This window comes from Saccharopolyspora sp. NPDC003752, from assembly GCF_053605825.1.
Window position 1 is genome coordinate 1 of sequence record NZ_JBSGJZ010000060.1, and the last position, 20,342, is coordinate 20,342.

The following is a 20,342-nucleotide window of genomic DNA, read 5'->3' on the forward strand; positions in this document are numbered from 1 at the left end:
CCCACAACTCCAAAACCTATTACCCACCCCCACCCTCTTCCCATCTCCCGCCACCGCCAGGCACGCGGGACGGCGGTTTCGCGCGAAACCGCCACCTCCCAGGCACTCGCGTCGGCGATTTCGCGCGAAATCGACGTTCCTCCCCGCACGGCCGCCCAGCGGATTCGCCGCCGTGCTCACGGCCCGTGACCAGGCTCGGTGACCGCTGATGCGCCGACGCTTGTTGCTGGTGCTGCTCACCTTCTCGGTCCTCGCGGTGGCCGGGTTCGCCGCTCCGCTGCTGCGCGCCACCGCCGCGGAGCGGACGCAGCAGCTGGTGCTCGCCCGCACCGCCGATCTCGACCGGTTCGCCGCCCTCGCCGACCACGCGTTCAGCACCGGCGACACCGCCCAGCTGCGCGCCGAGGCGAGCCGCTACGCGGAGCTCTACGGCGAGCCGCTGGTCGTGGTCGACACCACTCGCGTGCCGGTCGTGGAAACCGGCGGCATGCGCGCCACCGACGTCGCCGAGTCGATCGACAAGGCGCTGCGCAACGAGCTGGCCGGGCCGGTGCCGTGGCTGCGACCGTGGTCCGAGGGCGAGCTGATCCGGTACCGGCCGGTCGGTGACGGCACCCGGGTGACCGGCGCGGTCGTGCTGCGCGCCTCGGTGCAGCACGCGACGCAGGACATCGCCTCGCGGTGGGCGCTGATCGTGGCGGGCGCGCTGAGCGCCTTGGTGGTGTGCGGGCTGCTCGCGTTGGTGCTGGCCCGGTGGATCCTGCGGCCGTTGGCTGAGTTGCGGGCCGGGGTTCGGGCGGTCGGCGCCGGATCGCGCCGCTCGCGGGTTCCGGAGGACGCCGGGCCGCCGGAGCTGCGGGAGCTGGCGGTGTCCTTCAACCGCATGTCGGAGGCCGTCGCGGACGCCGAGGAGCAGCAGCGGCGCCTCGTCGCGGACGCGTCGCACCAGCTGCGCAACCCGATGGCCGCGCTGCGCCTGCGGGTCGACGCGCTGGAACGGCGGATCACGCCCGAAGGAGCGCAGACCTACCGGTCCACTTTGGACGAGGTGGACCGGCTGGAGTCGCTGCTGGACCGGCTGCTGGCCCTGGCCACGGCGGATCGCGAACCCGGCGGGTCAGCGGTGGAGCCCAGCGACGTGGCGGCGGTGGCGGCCGACCGGATCGAGGCGTGGCGGCCGGCGGCCGAGGCGGCCGGGGTCCGGTTCGCCGAGGCCCGGCTCGACGACGCCGAGGCGGACCTCCCGGCCGACGACCTCGCCCAGATCCTCGACATCCTGCTGGACAACGCCATCAAGTACGCCGGATCTGCGGCGACCGTGTCGCTGCGCTGCGAGGCCGGGCCGGGCAGCTGCGCGCTCACCGTCAGTGACACCGGCCCCGGCCTGTCCGATGCGGAGATATCCCTTGCCGCGCAACGCTTCTGGCGCGCCGGGCGGCATCGCGGCAGCCGCGGTTCCGGCCTCGGGCTGGCCATCGCCGACCGGCTGGTGACCGCGCGCGGCGGCTCGCTGCGAATCGAGCCCGCCCGGCCGCACGGCTTGTCGGTGCGGCTCGACCTGCCGGTCCGGGAGGAGACGTGATTCGCCGCCGAGCCCTGCTCGCCCTGGCCGGTGCCGGGCTGGTCAGCGCCTGCACCGGGCGGACGCCCGAGCGCACGCTGCGCATCGCCGCCGGCGAGCCGGGCGGCTTCTACACGGCCTTCGCCGGTCAGCTGGCCGCCGAGGTTTCCGCGGCGGTGCCCGGCCTGCGGATGCCGGTGCTGAGCAGCCAAGGCAGCGTCGCCAATGTCGAGCTGCTGCGCGACGGGTCGGCCGATCTGGGCATGGTGCTCGCGCACACCGCGGCGGCGGCGCAGAACGGCGATCTCGGCCCCCGGGTTGAGCTGCGCGCCCTCGGTCAGGTGTACGAGAACTACACGCAGCTCGTCGTGCTGGCCGGCAGTCCCGTGCACAGCCTCGCCGAGCTGGCCGGACGCACGGTGTCGATCGGCGCGCCGAAGTCCGGGACTGCGTTGCTGGGGGCGAACCTGCTGGCGGCACATCCCGGGGTGCGCCGCGAATCGCTGCCGCTGGAAGAAGCGATCGACGCGCTGGAACGCGGCCGGATCGACGCGTTGCTGTGGTCCGGCGGCCTGCCGACGCCGGTGCTCAAGACGCTCGACGACCGGGTCGGCATCCGCCTGCTGCCGCTCGATGCGGCGGAGGCTGGCTGCGGCCCGCTGTGCGACCCGGTGCTGGTGCCGCCCGGCGCCTACCGGCGGACCAGCCGGATCCCGACGGTCGGCGTGCCCAACATCCTGGCCTGCACCCCGGAACTCCCCACCGACCTGGCCGAAGCGGTGGTCCGCGTCCTGGTGCTGCGAGCGCCGTTCCTGGTCCCGCAGCAGACGGTGGGCACCCAGTTCCTGGACGTCCGGAACCTGATCGGCACGGGCGCGGTGCCGCTGCACCCCGGCGCCGAACGCGCCTACCGCGACCTCCACGGCTGACCCGGCCGCACGGAGGAACCTCCCGATGGGTCGTTTCAGAAGGGCTCATCCGAAGGCGCCCGGTGCCTGACGGGTGGCGTTTTCGCGCGAAAACGGCGTCCCGCCCTCACGCGGACGCCGGTTTCGCGCGAAACCGGCGTCCTGCGTTCCAGGCGACCACACCTCATGCGTGCCCGCACCCCATTCCGAAACGCCCCCAAAGACCGGGATTCTCGGCGGTCTCCGCAGCTGACCCGGCACGCCCGGTTTCGTCTGGCATCGGGAGGCTCGGTGACCTCCGCGTCGGGGCGGCGTTGTCGACGGTCGGCGGATCTCAGGTGATCACGAAGGTTTGCGTGGCGCCGGTGAAGGCGTTGATCGAGCCGTTCCAGCCGTTCTTCCAGTTGCCGCGGTGGACGATCCGGTAGCGGCCGGCCGGGGCGTTGTCCGGGACGTCCCAGGTGATCGTCGCCGTCGAGGTCGCGACACCGCTGCGCGCCCAGTGGTACTTCGTCGACCAGTGCCGGTCGTCGGCCACGCGCCGCCACTCGCCGTCGACCTGGCGTTGGACCTCGGCGAAGGTGCCGCCGCGGCGCAGGTCGTTCTTCGGGTGGCCGGTCACGAACGCCGCCGAGACCTGTTCGCCGCGCCGGTAGCGGTTGGCGGGTTCGGTGAGCACGTCGCCGAATTCGCGGCCCGGCGGCTTGTCGTCGAAGACCACGCCGGGCTGGAAGTTGATCAGCTTGCCGCGCAGGTCGCGCGGGGTCGGCCCGGGCGGGACCGGCTTCCCGGACCGCATCGCGGCGGCCAGCCGGGTGAACTCCTGCTGGTAGGCGGGCAGCGTGTACCTGCCGAACAGGGTGGAGGCGCCCTCGTACTGCTGCGCGTCGTACTCCTCCGGCGTGGTCACGTACTGGCTGTACGCGTTGGCGTAGCCCTGCACCAGCACGTTCTCCAGCGGCACGCCCAGCTCGTCGGCGACGGCGCGGCGGATCCGCAGCCCGGCCACGATGGTGAATTCGGCGGGCCCGGCCACCAGGTGCAGCTGACCGATCCGGATCAGTTGCAGCGGCAGCACTTCCGGGCACCACGGGTAGGGCTTCATCGCGCCGAAGGGCACCGCGATCGGCTTGGGCGCCTGCTCGTCCGCCAGCCCCGCCGGGATGGGCGCGTCCGCGCCGCCGAGCCAGTCCAGGAACGGGTTGCGGATGCCCTCGGGGATCGGGAGTCCGGGCCCGTCCTCGCGGCTTCCGGCGAGCATGGACACGCCGATCGCGGCGGTGCAGGTGGAGTGCTGCTCGCCGTCCGGCGTGAACCGACCGTCCACAGTGACCTTCGACATGTCCACGAAGCACATCCGGTGGTCCACGGCGCCGCCGATCTGCTCCCGCGCCGCGTCGAAAGCGCGCTTGGCGGCGCGGAACTGGCGATCGCCGATGATCCGGGTGTTCTCGAACTCGTCGTCGGTCGGACCGGAACCGGGCGCCAGGTCCAGGTTCGGCGACATGTCGCCGGAGTTGGTCTGCGCGAAGCAGGCGACGAAGTCGTCGCCGCGCTGTTCCCAGGCGAACGCCGCGTAGCCCTTGTTGTCCGAGCTGATCAGCCGGTTCTCGTTGGTCATCGAGGTGCCGTGGGTGGCGAACCAGGTGATCGCGCCGACGTCCCGCCCGCCCTGCGCGAAGCGCAGCACGGTGACCGCCGGGTCGATGGCCAGCGGGAAGTGGTCCTTGTCCGCTCGGGGGTTGAGGTCGAACGCGCTGCGCGACCGGTTCACGCTGGCGTCGGTCAGCACGGCCCGGCCCAGGTGCAGGGTGCCGGGCTTGAGGTCGTCGTGCGCTCGGGAGATCGCTTCGACGATCCCGTCCACGACGGCGTTGTAGGTCTGCTCCTGGAAACCGAGGATCGACAGGTCGTAGGCGGCGTAGTGCGAGTCGCCACCGCATGCGGCGTGCGTGTGCGTGGCGTTGAGCAGCACGTTCTGCTCGGTGTAGAGCTCGCCGCGGGTTTCGGCGAGCTTGCGCAGAACCCCTTGGTGCACCGACTGGAACAGCGCGCCGAGCTCGGCGGTGACGAACGCGATGCGCTTGTCGCCGTCGGCCACGATGAACGCGCGCGCGAGGGTGCGCAGGTGGATGCCCGCGGTCTGCTGCTGGGGCATCGAGTAGCCCATCATGCCGTTCTCGGCGGCCGGGCCGGTCACGTCGGCGATGCCCCGGCCGACCAGGTAGCCGGTCGGGCGGGCGGGTTCAGCGGCGGCGCTGGTGCCGCCGAGCGCCGAAGCGACCAGCGGTGCCGCCGCGGCGGCGGCCAGCACACGTCTCCTGGCAACGGGCATGGGCCTGCACTCCTCGATGAATGCGAACCAAATTCACGTTCTTGATCGAGGGGAGGCTACGTGATCCCGTTCACCCTGCCAAGGGCTCGGTCAGGCCATCAGGGCGCCGACCAGGCTGTCCTGGACCCAGGTGAGCCACTGGTAGACGCCTAGGTGCTCGCGGCGCATGTCGTCGTCGGGCACGTCGTCCGGCATGTCCTCGTCCACGTCCAGCGCCGTGCCCAGCGCAAGCCGGACGTCGTTGAGCGCCGCCAGCCACCCGTCGGCCTGCTCGCCGGTCAGCTTGACCCGGCCGCCCATCGGCGGGCACGTCTCCAGCACCAGCGCGGCCGCCCCGGTCTTGGCCTCCAGCAGCCCCGGCTCGTGCAGCGACCGCATCGCTCCGGCGGCGTCCGACTCCTCCTCGTCGGTCTCGCCGGTGATCGGGTCGCGCCGGTAGAAGTCCGGCAGCAGCCGCGCCAGCACGCGGTCTTCCGGCGGTGTCGTCGGCCCGGTGCGGATGCCGGTCAGCTCGGCCAGCTCGTCCTTCGGCGCCTCGTCGGCGCGGGCGGCGAGCATGTCCTTGAGCTGCCCCACCAGACCCCGGATGACCGCGGCCTCCTGCTGCGACAGCTCGGCCAGCACGTGACCGTTCTTGCGGGTCCAGCCTTCCACTCAGGAATCCTTCTGCATCGTCGCCCACAGGCCGGCGGCATGCAGCTTCGCCACGTCTCCCTCGACCTTCTCCTTGGAGCCCGAGGAAACCACCGCCTTGCCCTTGTGGTGCACGTCCAGCATCAACTTCGTCGCATGATCCCGGGTGTAACCGAAGATCTTCTGGAGCACGTAGGTCACGTAGGACATCAGGTTGACCGGGTCGTTCCACACCACGGTCACCCACGGCTTGTCCTCGGTACCGAGTGCATCCGGTTCGAGTTGCGCGCGCTCGATTTCAGCGGGCGAGGTCATGGCCCCATCGTCGCACGCGGCCGTCACAGCAGTGTCGACCGCACGGGCAAACCCGGCACGCACGGGGTTCGCGCTGCGAATGCGCGCCGACCACCACGTAATCTCTGCGGCATGAGCTCTCCGACGGGTAGCACCGCGCTGCTGACGGACCAGTACGAGCTGACGATGCTCGCGAGCGCGCTGCAGGACGGCACCGCGCACCGCCCGTGCACCTTCGAGGTGTTCACCCGGCGGCTGCCGGACGGCCGCCGCTACGGGGTCACCGGCGGCACCGGCCGGGTGCTCGACGCGATCGAGAACTTCCGGTTCGGCGAGGCCGAACTCGAACAGCTCTCGGCCACCCGCGTGGTGGACGACGCGACCCTGGAATGGCTGCGCGACTACCGGTTCCAGGGGCAGGTCGACGGCTATCCCGAAGGCGAGCTGTTCTTCCCCGGCTCCCCGCTGCTGACCGTGCGCGGCACGTTCGCCGAGGCAGTGGTGCTGGAGACGCTGGTGCTGTCGATCCTCAACCACGACAGCGCGATCGCCGCCGCGGCGGCCCGGATGGTGTCGGCGGCCAACGGCCGGCGGATGATCGAGATGGGCTCGCGGCGCACGCACGAGGAAGCGGCCGTGGCCGCGGCGCGGATCGCCTACCTGGCCGGTTTCACCGCCACCTCGAACCTGGAGGCGGGCCGCCGCTACGGCATCCCGACCGCGGGCACGGCGGCGCACGCGTTCACGCTGCTGAACGACTCCGAGCGCGCCGCCTTCGAATCGCAGATCGCCTCGCTGGGCACCGGCACCACGCTGCTGGTCGACACCTACGACATCACCCGCGGCATCGAGCTCGCGGTGGAGGTCGCCGGGACCGGGCTGGGCGCGGTCCGGATCGACTCCGGCGACGTCGGCGTGCTCGCCCAGCAGGCCCGCGACCAGCTCGACGGGCTCGGCGCGACGGGCACCCGGATCGTCGTCTCCGGCGACCTCGACGAGTACGCCATCGCCGCGCTGCGCGCCGAGCCCGTCGACGGCTACGGGGTGGGCACGGCGCTGGTCACCGGTTCCGGCGCGCCGACCGCCGAGATGGTCTACAAACTGGTGGAGGTCGAGGGCCGTCCGGTCGCGAAGCGCAGCTCGCACAAGACGTCCCGCGGCGGCCGCAAGGCCGCGGTGCGGCGGTACAAGGAGACCGGCACCGCCGTGGAGGAGGTCGTGTACCAGGTAGCGCCGGGCGCCTCCGAGCCGGTGCTCGGGCCGCACGACCGGTTCCTGCAGATCCCGCTGATCCGGGACGGGAAGCGGGCCGACGGCGTGCCGACGCTGGAGGAGGACCGGCAGCGGCTGCGGCACGCGCTGGTGACACTGCCGTGGGAAGGCCTCAAGCTCTCGCACGGCGAACCGGCGATCCCAACGGTCTTCCACGAGGCCTGAGCTTCCTGCCAGGCCCGGCGGCATTCCAGAATTGCGGTAACGGCAAGGGGGGACGTGATGACCAAAGCGTTGATCATCGTGGACGTGCAGAACGACTTCTGCGAGGGCGGCTCGCTGGCGGTGGCCGGCGGCGTCGACGTGGCGAAGGAGATCTCGCGGTACCTCGCGGGATTCGACCACGACCACGTGGTGGCCACCCGGGACTACCACATCGACCCGGGCGCGCACTTCAGCGACGAGCCGGACTTCGTCAGCTCCTGGCCGCGGCATTGCGTGGCAGGCACTCCCGGCGCGGCGTTCCACCCGGAGCTGGACGTGGGCCCGGTGGAAGCGGTGTTCTCGAAGGGCCAGTACAGCGCCGGCTACTCGGGCTTCGAGGGCATCGACCTGCGGGACCGGCCGCTGCGCGACTGGCTGGCCGACCACGGCGTCCGCCGGGTCGACGTCGTGGGCATCGCGATGGACCACTGCGTCCGGGCGACGGCGCTCGACGCGGTCCGGGCCGGCCTGGACACGACGGTGCTCCTGGAACTCACGGCGGGCGTCTCCCGCGAGACGGTCGACGCGGCCCTCTCGGAGCTCGACGCCGCGGGCGTGAACCTCGTCGGCGAACCCGTCGTCCGGTAGCTGCGTTTCCGCTGCTCAGGGCTCGTGAGCACTTTGGAGCGCTATGGCGATCCAACACACGCACGAGCCCTGACCTGCAGAGACGCCACCTTGCCGTGATGTCCGGCCGGCTGTCTGCGATTTCCAGCGCTTCGACATCGGGTACGCCAGACCTTCCCGGACCACGACTACGAGCCGCTGCGGTAGCGCGGGGGCATCGGGGCTCTTGGACAGGGGTGCGCGGTAGTTTCTTCTCGTGCCCACCTCTGTCCCGCGATGGTCCGACCCGGTTGCGTTCGAGCCCGACGAAGACGACGAGCTGCCACCGGAGATCGCCGCCGACCTCGCCAAGGCGGGCAAGCGGGAGGCGCCGGAACTGCCGCTGACGGCCAAGCCCAAGCAGGACATCCCGGACCTGGCGACGCTGCTGGAGATCGCGATCAGCGCGGTCGGCGGCGTGCCGCGCGAGGGCCAGGCCAACATGGCCGCCGCCGTCGAGCACTCCATCGGCTCCGGCGAACACCTGGCCGTGCAGGCCGGCACCGGCACCGGGAAGTCGCTGGCGTACCTGGTCCCCGCGATCCGGCACGCCGTCGCCGAGGGCACCACGGTGGTCGTCTCGACCGCGACCATCGCTCTGCAGCGCCAACTCGTCGACCGGGACCTCCCCCGGCTGGCGACCGCGCTCGCCGAGGCGATCGGCCGCCGCCCGACCTTCGCGATCCTCAAGGGCCGCCGCAACTACCTGTGCCTCAACCGCGTGCACGGCAACGCGCCCGAGGAGCCCGACGACGGCGCGCTGTTCGACGCCTTCGCCGCGTCCGCGCTGGAACGACAGGTCAAGCGGATCCAGGAGTGGGCCACCGAGACCGAGACCGGCGATCGCGACGAGCTCGTGCCCGGCGTCACCGACCAGGCCTGGCGGCAGATGTCGGTCACCGCCAAGGAATGCCTCGGCGTGCACCGCTGCCCGGTCGGCGTCGACTGCTTCGCCGAGCGCGCCAGGGCCGAGGCCGGGCGCGCGGACATCGTCGTGACGAACCACGCGCTGCTGGCCATCGACGCGCTGGACGACCGGCCGGTGCTGCCCGATCACGACGTCGTCCTCGTCGACGAGGCGCACGACCTGGTGGACCGGGTGACCTCGGCGGCCACCAGCGAGCTGACCGCGGGGGCGGTGCGGCTCGCGGCGCGCCGCTGCGGGCGGGCCATCGACGAGGAGATCGCCGACCGCCTCGCCGAGGCCGCGGAAGGCCTGGACCTGGTGCTGCAGGCGGCGAACCCCGGTCGGCTGGAAGAACTCCCGCAGGACCTCGGCGGCGCGCTGACGGTGACCCGCGACGCGGCCTGGGCGTGCATCAACGCGCTAGGCCCGGAACGCAAGGAAGACGCCGAAGGCAGCACCGCACGCAAGCTCGCGCACGCCCTCACCGAAGAGATCCATGACACCGCGGTGCGGCTCCTGGAAGCGTTCGACGACGAAAAGCAGTACGACGTCGTGTGGGTGTCCGCGGAACCCAATCGCCCGCCGACCGTGCGGGTCGCGCCGCTGGGAGTCGGCGCGCTGCTGCGGGACCGGCTCTTCGGGCAGCGCACCACGGTCCTGACCTCGGCGACGCTGGCGCTCGGCGGCTCGTTCGACACGCTCGCCCGGCAGTGGGGCCTGCCGCCGCAGCAGAAGGCCCAGGCCGCCGCCGGAATGGCCACCGCGAAGGAGGTTCCCTCCGACGCCGGCGGTCCGAAGTGGACCGGACTGGACGTGGGTTCGCCGTTCGAGCACCAGCGCAGCGGCATCCTCTACATCGCCCGCCACCTGCCGCCCCCGGGCCGCGACGGGCTGCCGCCGCAGTACCTGGACGAGCTGACCGAGCTGGTGCAGGCCGCGGGCGGGCGCACGCTCGGGCTGTTCTCGTCGATGCGCGCCGCCAAGCAGGCTTCGGAAGAACTGCGCGAACGGCTGAGCACGCCGGTGCTGTGCCAGGGCGACGACTCGACCGCGCTCCTGGTCCGCAAGTTCGCCGAAGACCCGGAGACCTCGCTGTTCGGCACCCTGTCGCTGTGGCAGGGCGTGGACGTGCCGGGCGATTCGCTGCAGCTGGTCATCATGGACCGGATCCCGTTCCCGCGGCCGGACGATCCGCTGGCCTCGGCCCGCCAGAAGGCGGTTTCCGAGCGCGGCGGCAATGGGTTCATCACGGTGGCGGGCACGCACGCGGCGCTGCTGCTCGCGCAAGGCGCCGGGCGGCTGCTGCGCTCGCCGAAGGACCGCGGCGTGATCGCGGTGCTGGACCCGCGCCTGGCCACCGCCCGCTACGGCGGTTTCCTGCGCGCCTCGCTGCCGCCGTTCTGGACCACCCACGACCCGGAGGTCGTGCGCGGAGCCCTGCGAAGGCTGTCCGCAGCCGCAGCGGAGGTCTAGGAGCGCCGCAATTTCATTGAGGTTTTCCAACCTCGATTTGCGTGGCGGTGCGGGTAGCGGAACCTCAGAGGCTCCCTGGACTGTGGGTGCCCTGACTTATGTATGCCCAATACACGGCGTCAGGGCCGTCCTCGCCAGGAAGCCTCTGAGAACCCGCGGCGGTGCCGGCGTCGTAGGTGGGCTATGCGCCTGCGGCGCATGCGACAGCCCATCGACGTGCAGCTTTACGACCCGCGATTGCGGGCCGACCAGGATGAAAAACGCTCATTGAAATTGCGGTGATCCCGGGTCTGGGACGGCGCGGGCCGGGGTTCGGGTGTCAGGTGTCGTGATCGCCGCGGTCGCGGGTGGTTACCAGGCCGGTGGGCCCTGTGCGACGCGGTCGAGCACCGGTTCGAGCCGGTGGAGGTCGTCGCTGGTCTGGAGCAGCCGCTCGTCCCACCAGGTGGCACCGGCCTCGGCCAGCGGTCCGATCAGGTCGCGCGCCGCCGCGGGGTTGCCCGGGCTGACACCGCCCACGACGACCTCGAAGGGTTCGGACCGGCGATCCGTGCGATGCCGGTGGACGTAGCCGACCAGTTCCCGCACCTCATCGACGCGCGGCGGGTGCCCGTGGCCGGCCGTTTTGAACAAGGGGACCACGCCGTCCCAGCGCGCGGCGCGGCGCATCGGCGGGCGGTTCGGCCACACCCCGCCGATCCAGACCGGCGGACGAGGACGCTGCACCGACGCAGGAAGCAGGGTCACGTCATCGACGTAGTAGTGCCGACCGCGGTGGTTCACCGGCTCACCGGACCAGTAGCGCTGCAGCAGGCCCAGTCCCTCGTCGAGGCGTTCGGCCAGCACCACCGGGTCGGTGGGTTCGCCGAAGCTGGCGAAGTCGCCGTCGATCGGCCCGCCGAGGCCCGCGCTGAAGATCACCCTGCCGCCGCTCAGCGAGTCCAGGGTGGCCACCTGACGGGCCAGCTGCTCCGGCCGCCGCCGCGCGACCGCGGCGACCAGGGTCCCCAGCCTCAGCCGGGAGGTCGCCAGCGCTGCGGCGGTCAGCAGCATCCACGGGTCGCCGAACGGCTGGCCTCGACGCTCGTCCTTGTCGTGCACCAGGTGATCCCAGACGAACAACGCGTCCCAGCCCGCCTGCTCCGCCGCCACGGCCACCTTCGCAACCGTTGCGGGATCGGCGAAATCGCCGAAGTTCGGGATGTTGATCGAAAAGCGCACCGATACATAGTGCGCACGACCCGACACGCAGCGCAATCGAATTTCGGCAGCCCTGCCGCCACCCCGATCCCGGGTAAGCGCCTTCCGCCACGGCGCCGCTGGTGCTCGGCGCAACCGGACCCGAATGACGCGCTAACACGAACGCCACAAGCCCAGCTGACCCGTTTTCGCTGGTCAGGAACCATGCGTGTGGTGTGTCGCCACAGCAGCACAAACGCTCGCGGGCTCCCACCGGACAAAAAGCCAGCGGTGCCAGCGGTTTTGTAGGAGATCGACAACTCGGTGTTCGGCTTTCTGTTCCGGCGGGGTTGGCGGGTAGGTTGAGCTCGCCGCGCTCATCGGGCCGCCGACGCCGCCCGATTCGACGAGAACCGCTGGTGGGGAAGGTCCCGCCAGGCGGGAGGCAGTCGAGGAGGAGGCGCGGCGCGAAGCCCGGCCCGGCAGCGCAGCCGGTCGGCCATGTTGTCGATCAACCGCTAGGGAGACGTCGTGTCCGCACCACGCCAAGCCGCGCCCGCCGCGAACCTGGCCAGGACTGTGGTCTTCGCCGCATTCATCGCCGTCCTCGGGATCTTCCCCGGCTTCTACCTCGGCGGCGCGGCGGTGCCGATCGTCCTGCAGAACGCGGGTCCGCTGCTGGCCGGCAGCATCCTCGGCGCCCGCCGGGGCGGCGCGGCCACGCTGCTGTTCCTCGCCCTGGTGGCGATCGGGCTGCCGCTGCTCTCCGGCGGTCGTGGCGGCCTCGCGCCGTTCATCGGGCCCAGCGGCGGTTTCGTGATCGGCTGGGTGGTGGCGGCGGTCGTCGTCGGCCTGATCGTGCAGCGCGGCCTGCCGAAACCGGGCCTGTTCGTGCTGCTCGCGGCCAACGTCGCGGGTGTGGCCGTGGACTACCTGATCGGCATCCCGTACTGGGGCATGGTCATCGGCGACCTGCGCGCGGCGGCGGTGCAGTCGCTGGTGTTCCTCCCCGGCGACGCCCTGAAGCTCGTCGCCGTCTCGCTCGTCGCCGTCGCGGTGCACCGCGCCCTCCCGGCGACGCTGACCGGCTCGGCGCGCCGCGCCACCGCCGGGGGCTGAGCGTGCTGCCGATCCTCGGCCGCTCCCCCGCTTCGCGGGTCGCGCACGCCGGAACGACGCTGGACGCTCAGGAGCTGCTCGCGCGGGCCTGCCGCGCTGCGCGGCTCCTGCCGCACGGCTCCAGGGTCGCCCTCGACGGAGGGGACGCGCTGACGCGCTTGACCCACTTCCTCGGTGCAGATCTCGCGGGCTGCGCAACCCTGCTCGCGGAACCCACCTGGACGGAAGCCGACCGCGCAGCGGTCCTCGCCGACGCGCGCCCGGATCTCGTGCTGCACCTGGGCGATCCGCCAACCGCAGACGAGAGCGAACGGCCCGTTCACGCCGCCTACCGAGACGAACAGACCGTTCACCTCACAACCGAACCGAGCCAACGAACCGCTCACGCCGCCTACCGAGACGAACGGTCCGTTCGCCTCGGCGGCCCATCGCCGACCGACGACGCCGAGCTCACGCACTTCTACCTGCCCACGACCTCCGGCAGCAGCGGGTCCCCGAAGGTGCTGATCCGGTCTCGGCGGTCGTGGCTGCGCAGCTTCGCCGCGCTCAGTCTGCCCTTGAGCTCGTCGGATCGCGTGCTGATCCCCGGTCCGCTGAGCTCGTCGTTGTTCCTCTTCGGCGCGTTGCACGCGCTCCGCGAGGGCGCCGATGTCGAGCTGCTGGACAAGTGGTCCGCCGCCGGTGCGGCCGCCGCTTCGCGGCGGGCCACCGCGGTCCACCTGGTGCCCGCGATGCTCTCCACCCTCGTGTCCACTTTGGAACGTGATCCGGTGTTGCGGGCCGAATGCGGTTTGCGCGTGGTGGTTTGCGGCGGGGCCCGGGTGGACGAGGCATTGGCGGAACGGCTCGCCAAGGCGCTTCCCGGGTGCGAGCTCGTCGAGTACTACGGGTCGGCCGAGCATTCGCTGATCGCCGTTCGGCGCGGCGGTTCGCTGCGGCCGGTCGTCGACGTGGACGTGCGCGATCCCGTGGACGGCGTCGGCGAGTTGTGGGTGCGCTCCGACCTGGTCTTCGACGGCTACCTCCGCGACGGGGCGATCGTGCCCGCGACGACCGAGGACGGCTGGTCGACCGTCGGCGACCGCGCCGTGCGGCACGCCGATGGGTCGCTGGAGGTTCTCGGCCGCCTCGGATCGGCGATCAACACCGGCGCCCGCATCGTCGGTGCGGAAGAGGTCGAATCGGTGCTGCGCGGCGCCGAGGGCGTGCTTGACGTGCTCGTTTGCGCCAGCCCGCACCCGAGGTTCGGCGAGCTCGTCACCGCCGTCGTCGAGATCGACCCGGCAAAACCACCGTCGCTGCGCGAGCTCCGCGCGCGGGCCCGCAACGCGCTGGGTCCGGCGAAGCGCCCCCGGCGCTGGCTGGCGGTGCGGGAGCTGCCCCGGACCGCGTCCGGCAAGCCCGCTCGCGCCCTGATCGCGGAGCGGCTGCGGACCGGAACCCTCGATGCGGAGGCGCTGTGAACCGGACCCCCGTCGTGATCGCAGCGCGTCGCACTCCCATCGGCGAAGCGGGCGGCGTGCTGCGCCACCTGGCCGTCGACCGGCTCGCCGCGCCGGTGCTGCGCGCCGCCCTGGACGACGCCGGTGTGACCACAGTGGACGATGTGCTGCTCGGCAACGTGCTGGGCCCCGGCGGGAATCCGGCGCGGGTGGCGACGCTGCGCGCCGGGTTGGGCGAGGCCACGCCCGGCATGACCATCGACCGGCAGTGCGCGAGCGGGCTCACCGCGATCACCACGGCTGCCGCGATGATCCGCGGTGGCGCGGGTGATTGGTTCCTCGCCGGCGGTGCCGAGAGCCCGTCGACCGCTCCTTGGCGGGCGTGGCGGCCGCGGTCGGCGACCGAACCACCCCGCTTCTACGACCGCGCACCGTTCGCCCCGGCCGAGATCGGCGACCCGGACATGGGCCCGGCGGCGGACCTGGTGGCCGCCGAGGCCGGGATTTCCCGGCAGCGCCAGGACGCTTTCGCCGCCCGCAGCCACGAACGCGCCGTGGCCGCGCGGCGAGCGGGCCGGTTCGACGCCGAGCTGGTGCCGGTCGGCGGCATCTCCGCGGACGAGCGGCCGCGCGAGGGCTTCAGCGCCGAGCGGCTGGCCCGGTTCCGGCCCGCGTTCACCCCGGACGGGACCGCGACGGCGGCGAACTCCTGCGGCATCAACGACGGGGCCGCCGCCGTGCTGATCACCACCGAGGAGCAGCGCCGCCGGCTCGGCGTGCCGGGCCTGCGGCTGCTGGGCTGGCGCACGACGGGGGTCGACCCGAACCGGCTCGGTCTGGGCGCGGTGCCCGCCATGCGGGAACTGCTCGCTCAGCACGAGCCGGAGGTCGTGGAGTTCAACGAGGCCTTCGCCGGGCAGACCCTGGCCTGCCTGGACGCCGCGGGCATCGACGAGCGGCTGGCCGGCCCGGACGGCGGCGCGATCGCGCTCGGCCACCCCTGGGGCGCCTCCGGCGCGGTGCTCGTGGTGCGGTTGTTCGGCCGGATGGTGCGGGCGGACGGGCCGCGCGTGGGCCTGGCGGCGCTGTCCTCCGGCGGGGGTTTGGGCGTGGCCACGATGTGGGAGCGAGTGGGTTGATCGAGTTCGAGGACGTCGGGCACAGCTACGACGAGCGCACCGTGCTGGACGGCGTGGACCTGCGGCTGACCGAGCGGCGGGTCGCCTTCGTCGGGGCGAACGGCTCCGGCAAGTCCACCCTGGCCCGGATGATCAACGGCCTGGTGCACCCCAGCCGCGGCCGGGTGCTGGTCGACGGGGTGGATCCGGCGCGCGACGGCCGCGCGGTGCGGCGGCGGGTGGGGTTCATCTTCACCCACCCGGACAGCCAGATCGTGATGCCCACCGCGGGCGAGGACGTCGCGTTCTCGCTGCGCAAGCAGGGCCTTTCCAAGGCGGAGCGGCAACGCCGGGCGGCGGAGGTGCTCGCCCAGCACGGGCTGGAGGGCTACGCCGAGCACCCGGCGCACCAGCTCTCCGGCGGGCAGAAGCAGCTGCTGGCGCTGTGCTCGATGCTCGTCCTGGAGCCGGACGTGCTGGTCTGCGACGAACCGACGACGCTGCTCGACCTGCGCAACAAGCGGCACTTCATCGACGTCCTGGACGGGCTGCCGCAGCAGGTCGTGCTGGTCACCCACGACCTGGACCTGCTGGACGGCTTCGACCGGGTGGTGGTGCTCGACGCGGGCAAGGTGGTCGCCGACGGCGAACCGGCCGCGGCCATCCCGTTCTACCGGGAGCTGATCAAGTGAGCCCGCTCGGCCTGTACGAGCCGGGGAACAGCCCGCTGCACCGGCTCGGCGCGGGGTGGAAGTTCCTGGCGCTGCTGGCCTTCGCGGTGCTGACCTTCGTGCTCGGGTCGCCGCCGGCGCTGGGCGGGTGCGTGCTCGCGGTCGCGGTCGCGTACCTGGTCGGCCGGATCCCGCCGCGCCGCTGTTGGCAGACCGTGCGGCTGCTGATCCCGTTGCTGCTGGTGGTCTTCCTGCTGCAGTGGTGGATGCTCGGCCTCGACACCGCCGCCGTGGTGTGCCTGCGGCTGCTCGGCGCGCTCACCGCCGCCAACCTCTTCACCCTGACCACCAGGGTCGACGACCTGGTCACCGCCGTGGAGCGCGGTCTCGGCCCGCTGCGGCGCTTCGGCATCCGGCCGGAGCGGATCGGCCTGCTGGTGGGCCTGACGCTCCAGGCGGTCGCGGCCCTGTCGACGATCGCGACGCAGGTGCGCGAAGCGCAACGAGCCCGGAACGCGGAGCGCTCCTTCCCCGCGTTCGCGGTGCCGTTCCTGGTCCGCACGCTCCGCCACGCCGACGAGCTCGGCGAAGCCCTCGCGGCCCGCGGCGTCGGCGACGACTGACCCGCGGGCGAGGCAGGTCGCGATCCCCATCAGCGAGGGGCACCTGTCCTCGTCCCGCGAGCCACCGATCGCGGCTCAGCCGGTCCAGGCTCCGGCGGCGGCGGCCGCCTTGACGTACTCCGCGAACGGGCGCGGCTCGCGTCCCAGCGCTCGCTGCACGCCGTCGCTGACGCGCTCACCGGCACCATCGCGGATCCGCCCCAAGAGCTCGGCCACCACCTCGGCCGCCTCGACCGGCACTCCCTGAGCCGTGAGCATGGCGTTGAACCGGGACTTCTCCACCGGCGTGTAGCGGATCTGCTGCCCGGACGCCTCGGCGATCATCTCGATCGCGGTGCGGAAGGACAGGGGCTCAGGCCCCGACAGCTCGTAGATCTCGCCCGCGTGGCCTTCCTGCGTGAGCGCGGCCACCGCGACGTCGGCGATGTCGTCGGCATCGACGAACGCCTCCCGGCCCTCGCCGGCCGGCAACGCCACCTCGCCGGATCGCAACGGCTCCAGGAACAGGTCCTCGCTGAAGTTCTGCGCGAACCAGGCCGGCCGCAGGATCGTCCACTCCAGATCGGTCGCGCGCAAGGCCCTCTCGACCGGTTCCTGGTACGGATCCGCCTCGCCAGGCACCGGCCCACGCGCCGACAGCAGCACCACCCGGCGGGCACCCGCTTCTTCGGCGGCCGACAGGAACTCCCCCACGACGGCACCCGGCACGGTTTCGTTCATCGGGATGAGGTAGATCGCTCCCACACCGGCCAGCGCCGGAGCCCAGGTGTCGCGGTCGGCGAGGTCGAACCTGGGCTGACCGGAACGGGAGGCAGCGCGGAAGGGTTGGTCGAGCCTGGCGGTGACTCGGCGGCCGGTCTTGCCCCGGGCGCCGAGCACGAGAACGGGGGAAAGCGTCATGGGGCAAGCACATCAGGGCCGCACGAGACGATCCATGGCCAGCCATCTCGTTCACATGTGAGATCGTCTTGGCGTGGATCTGCTAGCGGACTACCTCGCCGGGGTGCGGGCGAGCGGCGCGGTCTTCTGCCAATCGGTTGCCGAGCCGCCGTGGGCGGTGCGGTTCAGCGAGCCCGCTCCGCTGGCGCTGGGCGCCATGCTGCGCGGCGAGTCCTGGATCGTCGGCGCCGGGACAGCGCCCGTCCGCGTCCAGGAGCGCGACGTCGTCCTGGTCCGCGGCCTGCGGCCGTTCACCGTGGCCGACCGGCCGACCACCGAGCCACAGGTGGTGATCGAGGGCCCGGATCGCTGCTGGACGACCTCGGACGGCCCCGCCGTGGCCGGGCCGAACCTCGTGCTGGGACCGCGCACCTACGGGTTCAGCGCCGACGGGTCCGACCTCTTCGTCACCGCCGAATATCCGCTGCACGGCGACGTTTCGGAGCGCCTGCTCGAAGCGCTGCCCGAGGTGGCCGTCATCCCGCGGGAGCCGGAGTTCGCGCCGCTGCTCGACCTGCTGGCCGTCGAGATCGACGGCGAGGAGCCTGGCCAGCAGGTCATCCTCGACCGGCTGCTGGACCTGCTCCTGGTCCGAGCGCTGCGGTCGTGGTTCGCGCAACCCGAGGCCGAGCCGCCGCCCGGCTACCGCGCCCTCGCCGACCCGCGGATCGGGCGTGCCCTGCACCTGATGCACGAACGGCCCGACCATCCGTGGACCGTCGCCGCGCTGGGCGCGGAAGCGGGGATGTCGAGGGCTGTGTTCGCGCGGCGCTTCGCCGAGCTGGTCGGCCAGCCGCCCCTTCGCTATCTCACCGAGTGGCGGATGGCGCTCGCCGCCGACATGCTCCGCGCGCCCGGAGCCACCGTCGCCTCGGTGGCCCGGAAGGTCGGGTACGCCGACGGCTTCGCCTTCAGCAACGCCTTCAAGCGGGTTCGCGACGTGCCGCCCAGCGACCTGGTCCGCGCCGACGGGTAGGACGGCCCGAGTTCCGGTCCAACAACAAGACCGTCCTCATTGGACTTTGGTCTCCCCTTCAGGCTCGGAGGTAGGCGAGCACCGCGAGGACCCTTCGGTTGGTGTCGTCGGCCGGGGGCAGGTTCAGCTTCGCGAGGATGTTGCCGACGTGCTTGCCGACCGCTGCCTCGCTGACGACCAGCCGCCTGGCGATCTCCGCGTTGGAATGCCCTTCGGCCACCAGGCCGAGGACTTCCCGCTCCCGCACCGACAACGCCGCCAGCGGATCGCGCTGCCGGTTCAGCAGCTGGCGCACCACCTGCGGGTCGACCACCGTGCCGCCCGCGACCACGTGCCGCAGCACGCCCGCGAACTCCTCGACGTCGACCACCCGGTCCTTGAGCAGGTAGCCGACCCGTTCGCCGCCGTGCGAGTCGAGCAGTTCGGCCGCGTAGCTGCGCTCGACGTACTGGCTGAGCGCGACCACCGCGAGCCCCGGGTTCGCGCGGCGCAGCTCCACGGCGGCCCGCAGGCCCTCGTCGGTGAAGCCCGGCGGCATGCGGATGTCGGTGATCACCAGGTCTGGATCGTGCTCGGCGACGGCCGTGGCCAGCGCATCGGCGTCGCCCACCGCGGCGGCGACCTCGAAGCCGAACCTGTCGAGCAGCCCGGCGAGGCCTTCCCGCAGCAGCACGCCGTCCTCGGCGAGCACTACTCGGATGGGATGGGGCACGGCAGCTCCACGCGCAACAGGGTCGGGCCGCCGACCGGGCTGGACAACAACATCTTGCCGTCGATCACCGCGACGCGGTCCGCGAGCCCGGTCAGCCCCGTCCCGCGCGCGGGATCGGCGCCGCCGCGGCCGTCGTCGGCGACCTCGACCGCCAGCACACCGGAATCGTGCCGAGCCGTCACCGACGCGGCCGTGGCGGCGCTGTGCTTGGCGATGTTGGTCAACGCCTCGGCTACCACGAAGTACGCCGTCGCCTCGACGTGCGCGGGGAACCTGTCCGGCGGCCCGGCGTGCAGCGCCACCGGAATCGGGCATCGGTCGACGAGCTCGCCGAGCGCGGCGGGCAGCCCCCGGTCGGTGAGCACCCGCGGGTGGATGCCGCGCACCAGCTCGCGCAGCTCGGCCATGAGCTGCTTGGCCTCGTCGTGGGCGGCCGAAACGTTCTGGTGCGCCGCGGAATCCGCCGGCACGTCCAGCCGGGCGAGGCCGAGCTTCAGGGTGAGGCCGACCAACCGCTGCTGCGCGCCATCGTGCAGGTCACGCTCGATCCGCCGCCGCTCGACCTCGAAGGCGTCCACCAGCCGCGCCCTCGACCGCGACACCTCGACCAACTCGGTGCGCAGCCTCACGCTGCCGTCCTGCAGCAGAGTCCGGGCGACGGCGGCGTGCGCACCGGCGAGCAGGGCCGAGAAGTACGGCACCGCAGGGAGCAGGACCAAAGCGGCCAACGCGTACCAGAGCGCTTCGCCTACGCTGGTGACGGTGCCGAAACCCACTGCGACCGGCCCGTTTTCGCCGAGCACGAGCAACGGACTCACCAGGTACGCCAAGAGTCCGAATACGATCCCGAACACTGTCGCGTAGGCAACCGGAACGACCGTGATCAGTAGGAGTGCGTAGGCGATCGCACGCCAGGTCGCTGCGTTCAGGTAGAGCGCGCGCAGGCGTTGCCACGATCCGGCGGTCTTCGACGACGCCTGGTGGCCGCCCGCGATGGGCCGCATGTCGACGAGCCCCAGGCGCCACCGCTCCACCTTGGACAACGGCAGGGCGACCAGGGGTGCGCCCGCAGCGAGCACCGCGCAGCAGACGAACACCGCGACCAGCCACCTGCCGAACGACGCCGATTCCGGATGGACCGCGGCAACCACCACCACTGTCCACAGCAGACACGGAAGAGCCGTGGCGGCAACCACCGGAGGAGTGCCGAGGAGGTAGGCGAGCGAGCGCCACGGCCAACTGCTGAGCAAAAAGCGGCGCCGCCGCAACGAATCCAACACGGTCCCAGTAGGCACGAACACGACCTAACCAGACGACCGCGATCGGTTCAGCGGGTTCAGCCGTAGTGATCGAGGTATGCCCAGCCATAC

At 72.1% G+C, this 20,342-nt stretch carries 18 protein-coding genes; 11 read left to right on the forward strand and 7 right to left on the reverse strand.

Going from position 1 to position 20,342, the window contains the following annotated elements; all coding sequences use genetic code 11:
• Window positions 1–208: 208 nt before the first annotated feature.
• Both ACWEV3_RS40370 and ACWEV3_RS40375 read left to right on the forward strand, forming a co-directional pair.
• The gene (locus ACWEV3_RS40370) at window positions 209–1,582 is read left to right on the forward strand and encodes an ATP-binding protein (RefSeq protein ID WP_452618966.1); all 1,374 of its coding nucleotides are present in this window, start codon (window positions 209–211) and stop codon (window positions 1,580–1,582) included.
• Complete coding sequence (locus ACWEV3_RS40375; protein ID WP_452618967.1) at window positions 1,579–2,490, forward strand: TAXI family TRAP transporter solute-binding subunit; 912 nt, start codon at window positions 1,579–1,581, stop codon at window positions 2,488–2,490. The genes ACWEV3_RS40370 and ACWEV3_RS40375 overlap by 4 nt, the downstream gene beginning before the upstream one ends.
• Window positions 2,491–2,803: 313 nt before the next feature.
• On the opposite strand, the gene ACWEV3_RS40380 is transcribed toward ACWEV3_RS40375, so the two are convergent.
• The 3 genes from ACWEV3_RS40380 to clpS form a co-directional block, all read right to left on the reverse strand.
• Window positions 2,804–4,804: a neutral/alkaline ceramidase gene (locus ACWEV3_RS40380; protein WP_452618968.1), complete on the reverse strand. Its 2,001-nt coding sequence runs from the start codon at window positions 4,802–4,804 to the stop codon at window positions 2,804–2,806.
• 90 nt (window positions 4,805–4,894) lie between these two features.
• On the reverse strand, window positions 4,895–5,458 hold the full coding sequence (locus tag ACWEV3_RS40385) for a DUF2017 domain-containing protein (protein WP_358576359.1): 564 nt from the start codon (window positions 5,456–5,458) through the stop codon (window positions 4,895–4,897).
• Window positions 5,459–5,752: an ATP-dependent Clp protease adapter ClpS gene (clpS, locus tag ACWEV3_RS40390; RefSeq protein WP_010693751.1), complete on the reverse strand. Its 294-nt coding sequence runs from the start codon at window positions 5,750–5,752 to the stop codon at window positions 5,459–5,461. It abuts the gene before it with no gap.
• A 111-nt stretch (window positions 5,753–5,863) separates the two neighbouring features.
• On the opposite strand from clpS, the gene ACWEV3_RS40395 reads away from it, so the two are divergent.
• From ACWEV3_RS40395 to ACWEV3_RS40405, 3 genes are all read left to right on the forward strand, one after another.
• On the forward strand, window positions 5,864–7,168 hold the full coding sequence (locus ACWEV3_RS40395; protein WP_452618969.1) for a nicotinate phosphoribosyltransferase: 1,305 nt from the start codon (window positions 5,864–5,866) through the stop codon (window positions 7,166–7,168).
• Window positions 7,169–7,225: 57 nt separating this feature from the next.
• Window positions 7,226–7,795: a nicotinamidase gene (locus tag ACWEV3_RS40400; protein ID WP_452618970.1), complete on the forward strand. Its 570-nt coding sequence runs from the start codon at window positions 7,226–7,228 to the stop codon at window positions 7,793–7,795.
• Window positions 7,796–8,030: 235 nt separating this feature from the next.
• Window positions 8,031–10,193: an ATP-dependent DNA helicase gene (locus tag ACWEV3_RS40405; protein ID WP_452618971.1), complete on the forward strand. Its 2,163-nt coding sequence runs from the start codon at window positions 8,031–8,033 to the stop codon at window positions 10,191–10,193.
• 351 nt (window positions 10,194–10,544) lie between these two features.
• On the opposite strand, the gene ACWEV3_RS40410 is transcribed toward ACWEV3_RS40405, so the two are convergent.
• The gene (locus ACWEV3_RS40410; RefSeq protein WP_452618972.1) at window positions 10,545–11,414 is read right to left on the reverse strand and encodes an LLM class flavin-dependent oxidoreductase; all 870 of its coding nucleotides are present in this window, start codon (window positions 11,412–11,414) and stop codon (window positions 10,545–10,547) included.
• 489 nt (window positions 11,415–11,903) lie between these two features.
• Between ACWEV3_RS40410 and ACWEV3_RS40415 the strand changes: the two genes are divergently transcribed.
• The 5 genes from ACWEV3_RS40415 to ACWEV3_RS40435 are packed head-to-tail and all read left to right on the forward strand — an operon-like array spanning window position 11,904 to window position 16,345.
• Complete coding sequence (locus tag ACWEV3_RS40415; protein ID WP_452618973.1) at window positions 11,904–12,491, forward strand: biotin transporter BioY; 588 nt, start codon at window positions 11,904–11,906, stop codon at window positions 12,489–12,491.
• 2 nt (window positions 12,492–12,493) lie between these two features.
• A complete protein-coding gene (locus tag ACWEV3_RS40420; RefSeq protein WP_452618974.1) occupies window positions 12,494–13,954 on the forward strand; it encodes a class I adenylate-forming enzyme family protein in 1,461 nt (486 codons plus the stop codon).
• Window positions 13,951–15,072: a thiolase family protein gene (locus ACWEV3_RS40425; protein WP_452618975.1), complete on the forward strand. Its 1,122-nt coding sequence runs from the start codon at window positions 13,951–13,953 to the stop codon at window positions 15,070–15,072. The genes ACWEV3_RS40420 and ACWEV3_RS40425 overlap by 4 nt, the downstream gene beginning before the upstream one ends.
• Window positions 15,069–15,743, forward strand: a complete 675-nt coding sequence (locus ACWEV3_RS40430; protein WP_452618976.1) for an energy-coupling factor ABC transporter ATP-binding protein — start codon at window positions 15,069–15,071, stop codon at window positions 15,741–15,743. The genes ACWEV3_RS40425 and ACWEV3_RS40430 overlap by 4 nt, the downstream gene beginning before the upstream one ends.
• Complete coding sequence (locus ACWEV3_RS40435) at window positions 15,740–16,345, forward strand: energy-coupling factor transporter transmembrane component T family protein (protein ID WP_452618977.1); 606 nt, start codon at window positions 15,740–15,742, stop codon at window positions 16,343–16,345. Before ACWEV3_RS40430 ends, ACWEV3_RS40435 begins: the two co-directional genes overlap by 4 nt.
• 75 nt (window positions 16,346–16,420) lie before the next feature.
• Here the strand turns inward: ACWEV3_RS40435 and ACWEV3_RS40440 are convergent, their stop codons facing one another.
• Window positions 16,421–17,245, reverse strand: coding sequence for an NAD(P)H-binding protein (locus tag ACWEV3_RS40440; protein WP_452618978.1), 825 nt, complete (start codon window positions 17,243–17,245; stop codon window positions 16,421–16,423).
• Between the two features lie 73 nt (window positions 17,246–17,318).
• Here ACWEV3_RS40440 and ACWEV3_RS40445 point away from each other — a divergent pair, with 73 nt between their 5' ends.
• A complete protein-coding gene (locus ACWEV3_RS40445; RefSeq protein ID WP_452618979.1) occupies window positions 17,319–18,260 on the forward strand; it encodes an AraC family transcriptional regulator in 942 nt (313 codons plus the stop codon).
• A 58-nt stretch (window positions 18,261–18,318) separates the two neighbouring features.
• Here ACWEV3_RS40445 and ACWEV3_RS40450 read toward each other — a convergent pair whose 3' ends face one another.
• Window positions 18,319–18,960, reverse strand: a complete 642-nt coding sequence (locus ACWEV3_RS40450; protein WP_452619001.1) for a response regulator transcription factor — start codon at window positions 18,958–18,960, stop codon at window positions 18,319–18,321.
• On the reverse strand, window positions 18,951–20,129 hold the full coding sequence (locus tag ACWEV3_RS40455; protein WP_452618980.1) for a sensor domain-containing protein: 1,179 nt from the start codon (window positions 20,127–20,129) through the stop codon (window positions 18,951–18,953). The genes ACWEV3_RS40450 and ACWEV3_RS40455 overlap by 10 nt, the downstream gene beginning before the upstream one ends.
• Between the last annotated feature and the right edge of the window lie 213 nt (window positions 20,130–20,342).

Bases quoted from the DNA above. Each gene is read 5' to 3' on its own strand.
- ACWEV3_RS40380 (WP_452618968.1), bottom strand. From the start codon at position 4,804: ATGCCCGTTGCCAGGAGACGTGTGCTGGCCGCCGCCGCGGCGGCACCG.
- ACWEV3_RS40370 (WP_452618966.1), top strand. From the start codon at position 209: ATGCGCCGACGCTTGTTGCTGGTGCTGCTCACCTTCTCGGTCCTCGCG.
- ACWEV3_RS40400 (WP_452618970.1), top strand. From the start codon at position 7,226: ATGACCAAAGCGTTGATCATCGTGGACGTGCAGAACGACTTCTGCGAG.
- clpS (WP_010693751.1), bottom strand. From the start codon at position 5,752: ATGACCTCGCCCGCTGAAATCGAGCGCGCGCAACTCGAACCGGATGCA.
- ACWEV3_RS40395 (WP_452618969.1), top strand. From the start codon at position 5,864: ATGAGCTCTCCGACGGGTAGCACCGCGCTGCTGACGGACCAGTACGAG.
- ACWEV3_RS40440 (WP_452618978.1), bottom strand. From the start codon at position 17,245: ATGACGCTTTCCCCCGTTCTCGTGCTCGGCGCCCGGGGCAAGACCGGC.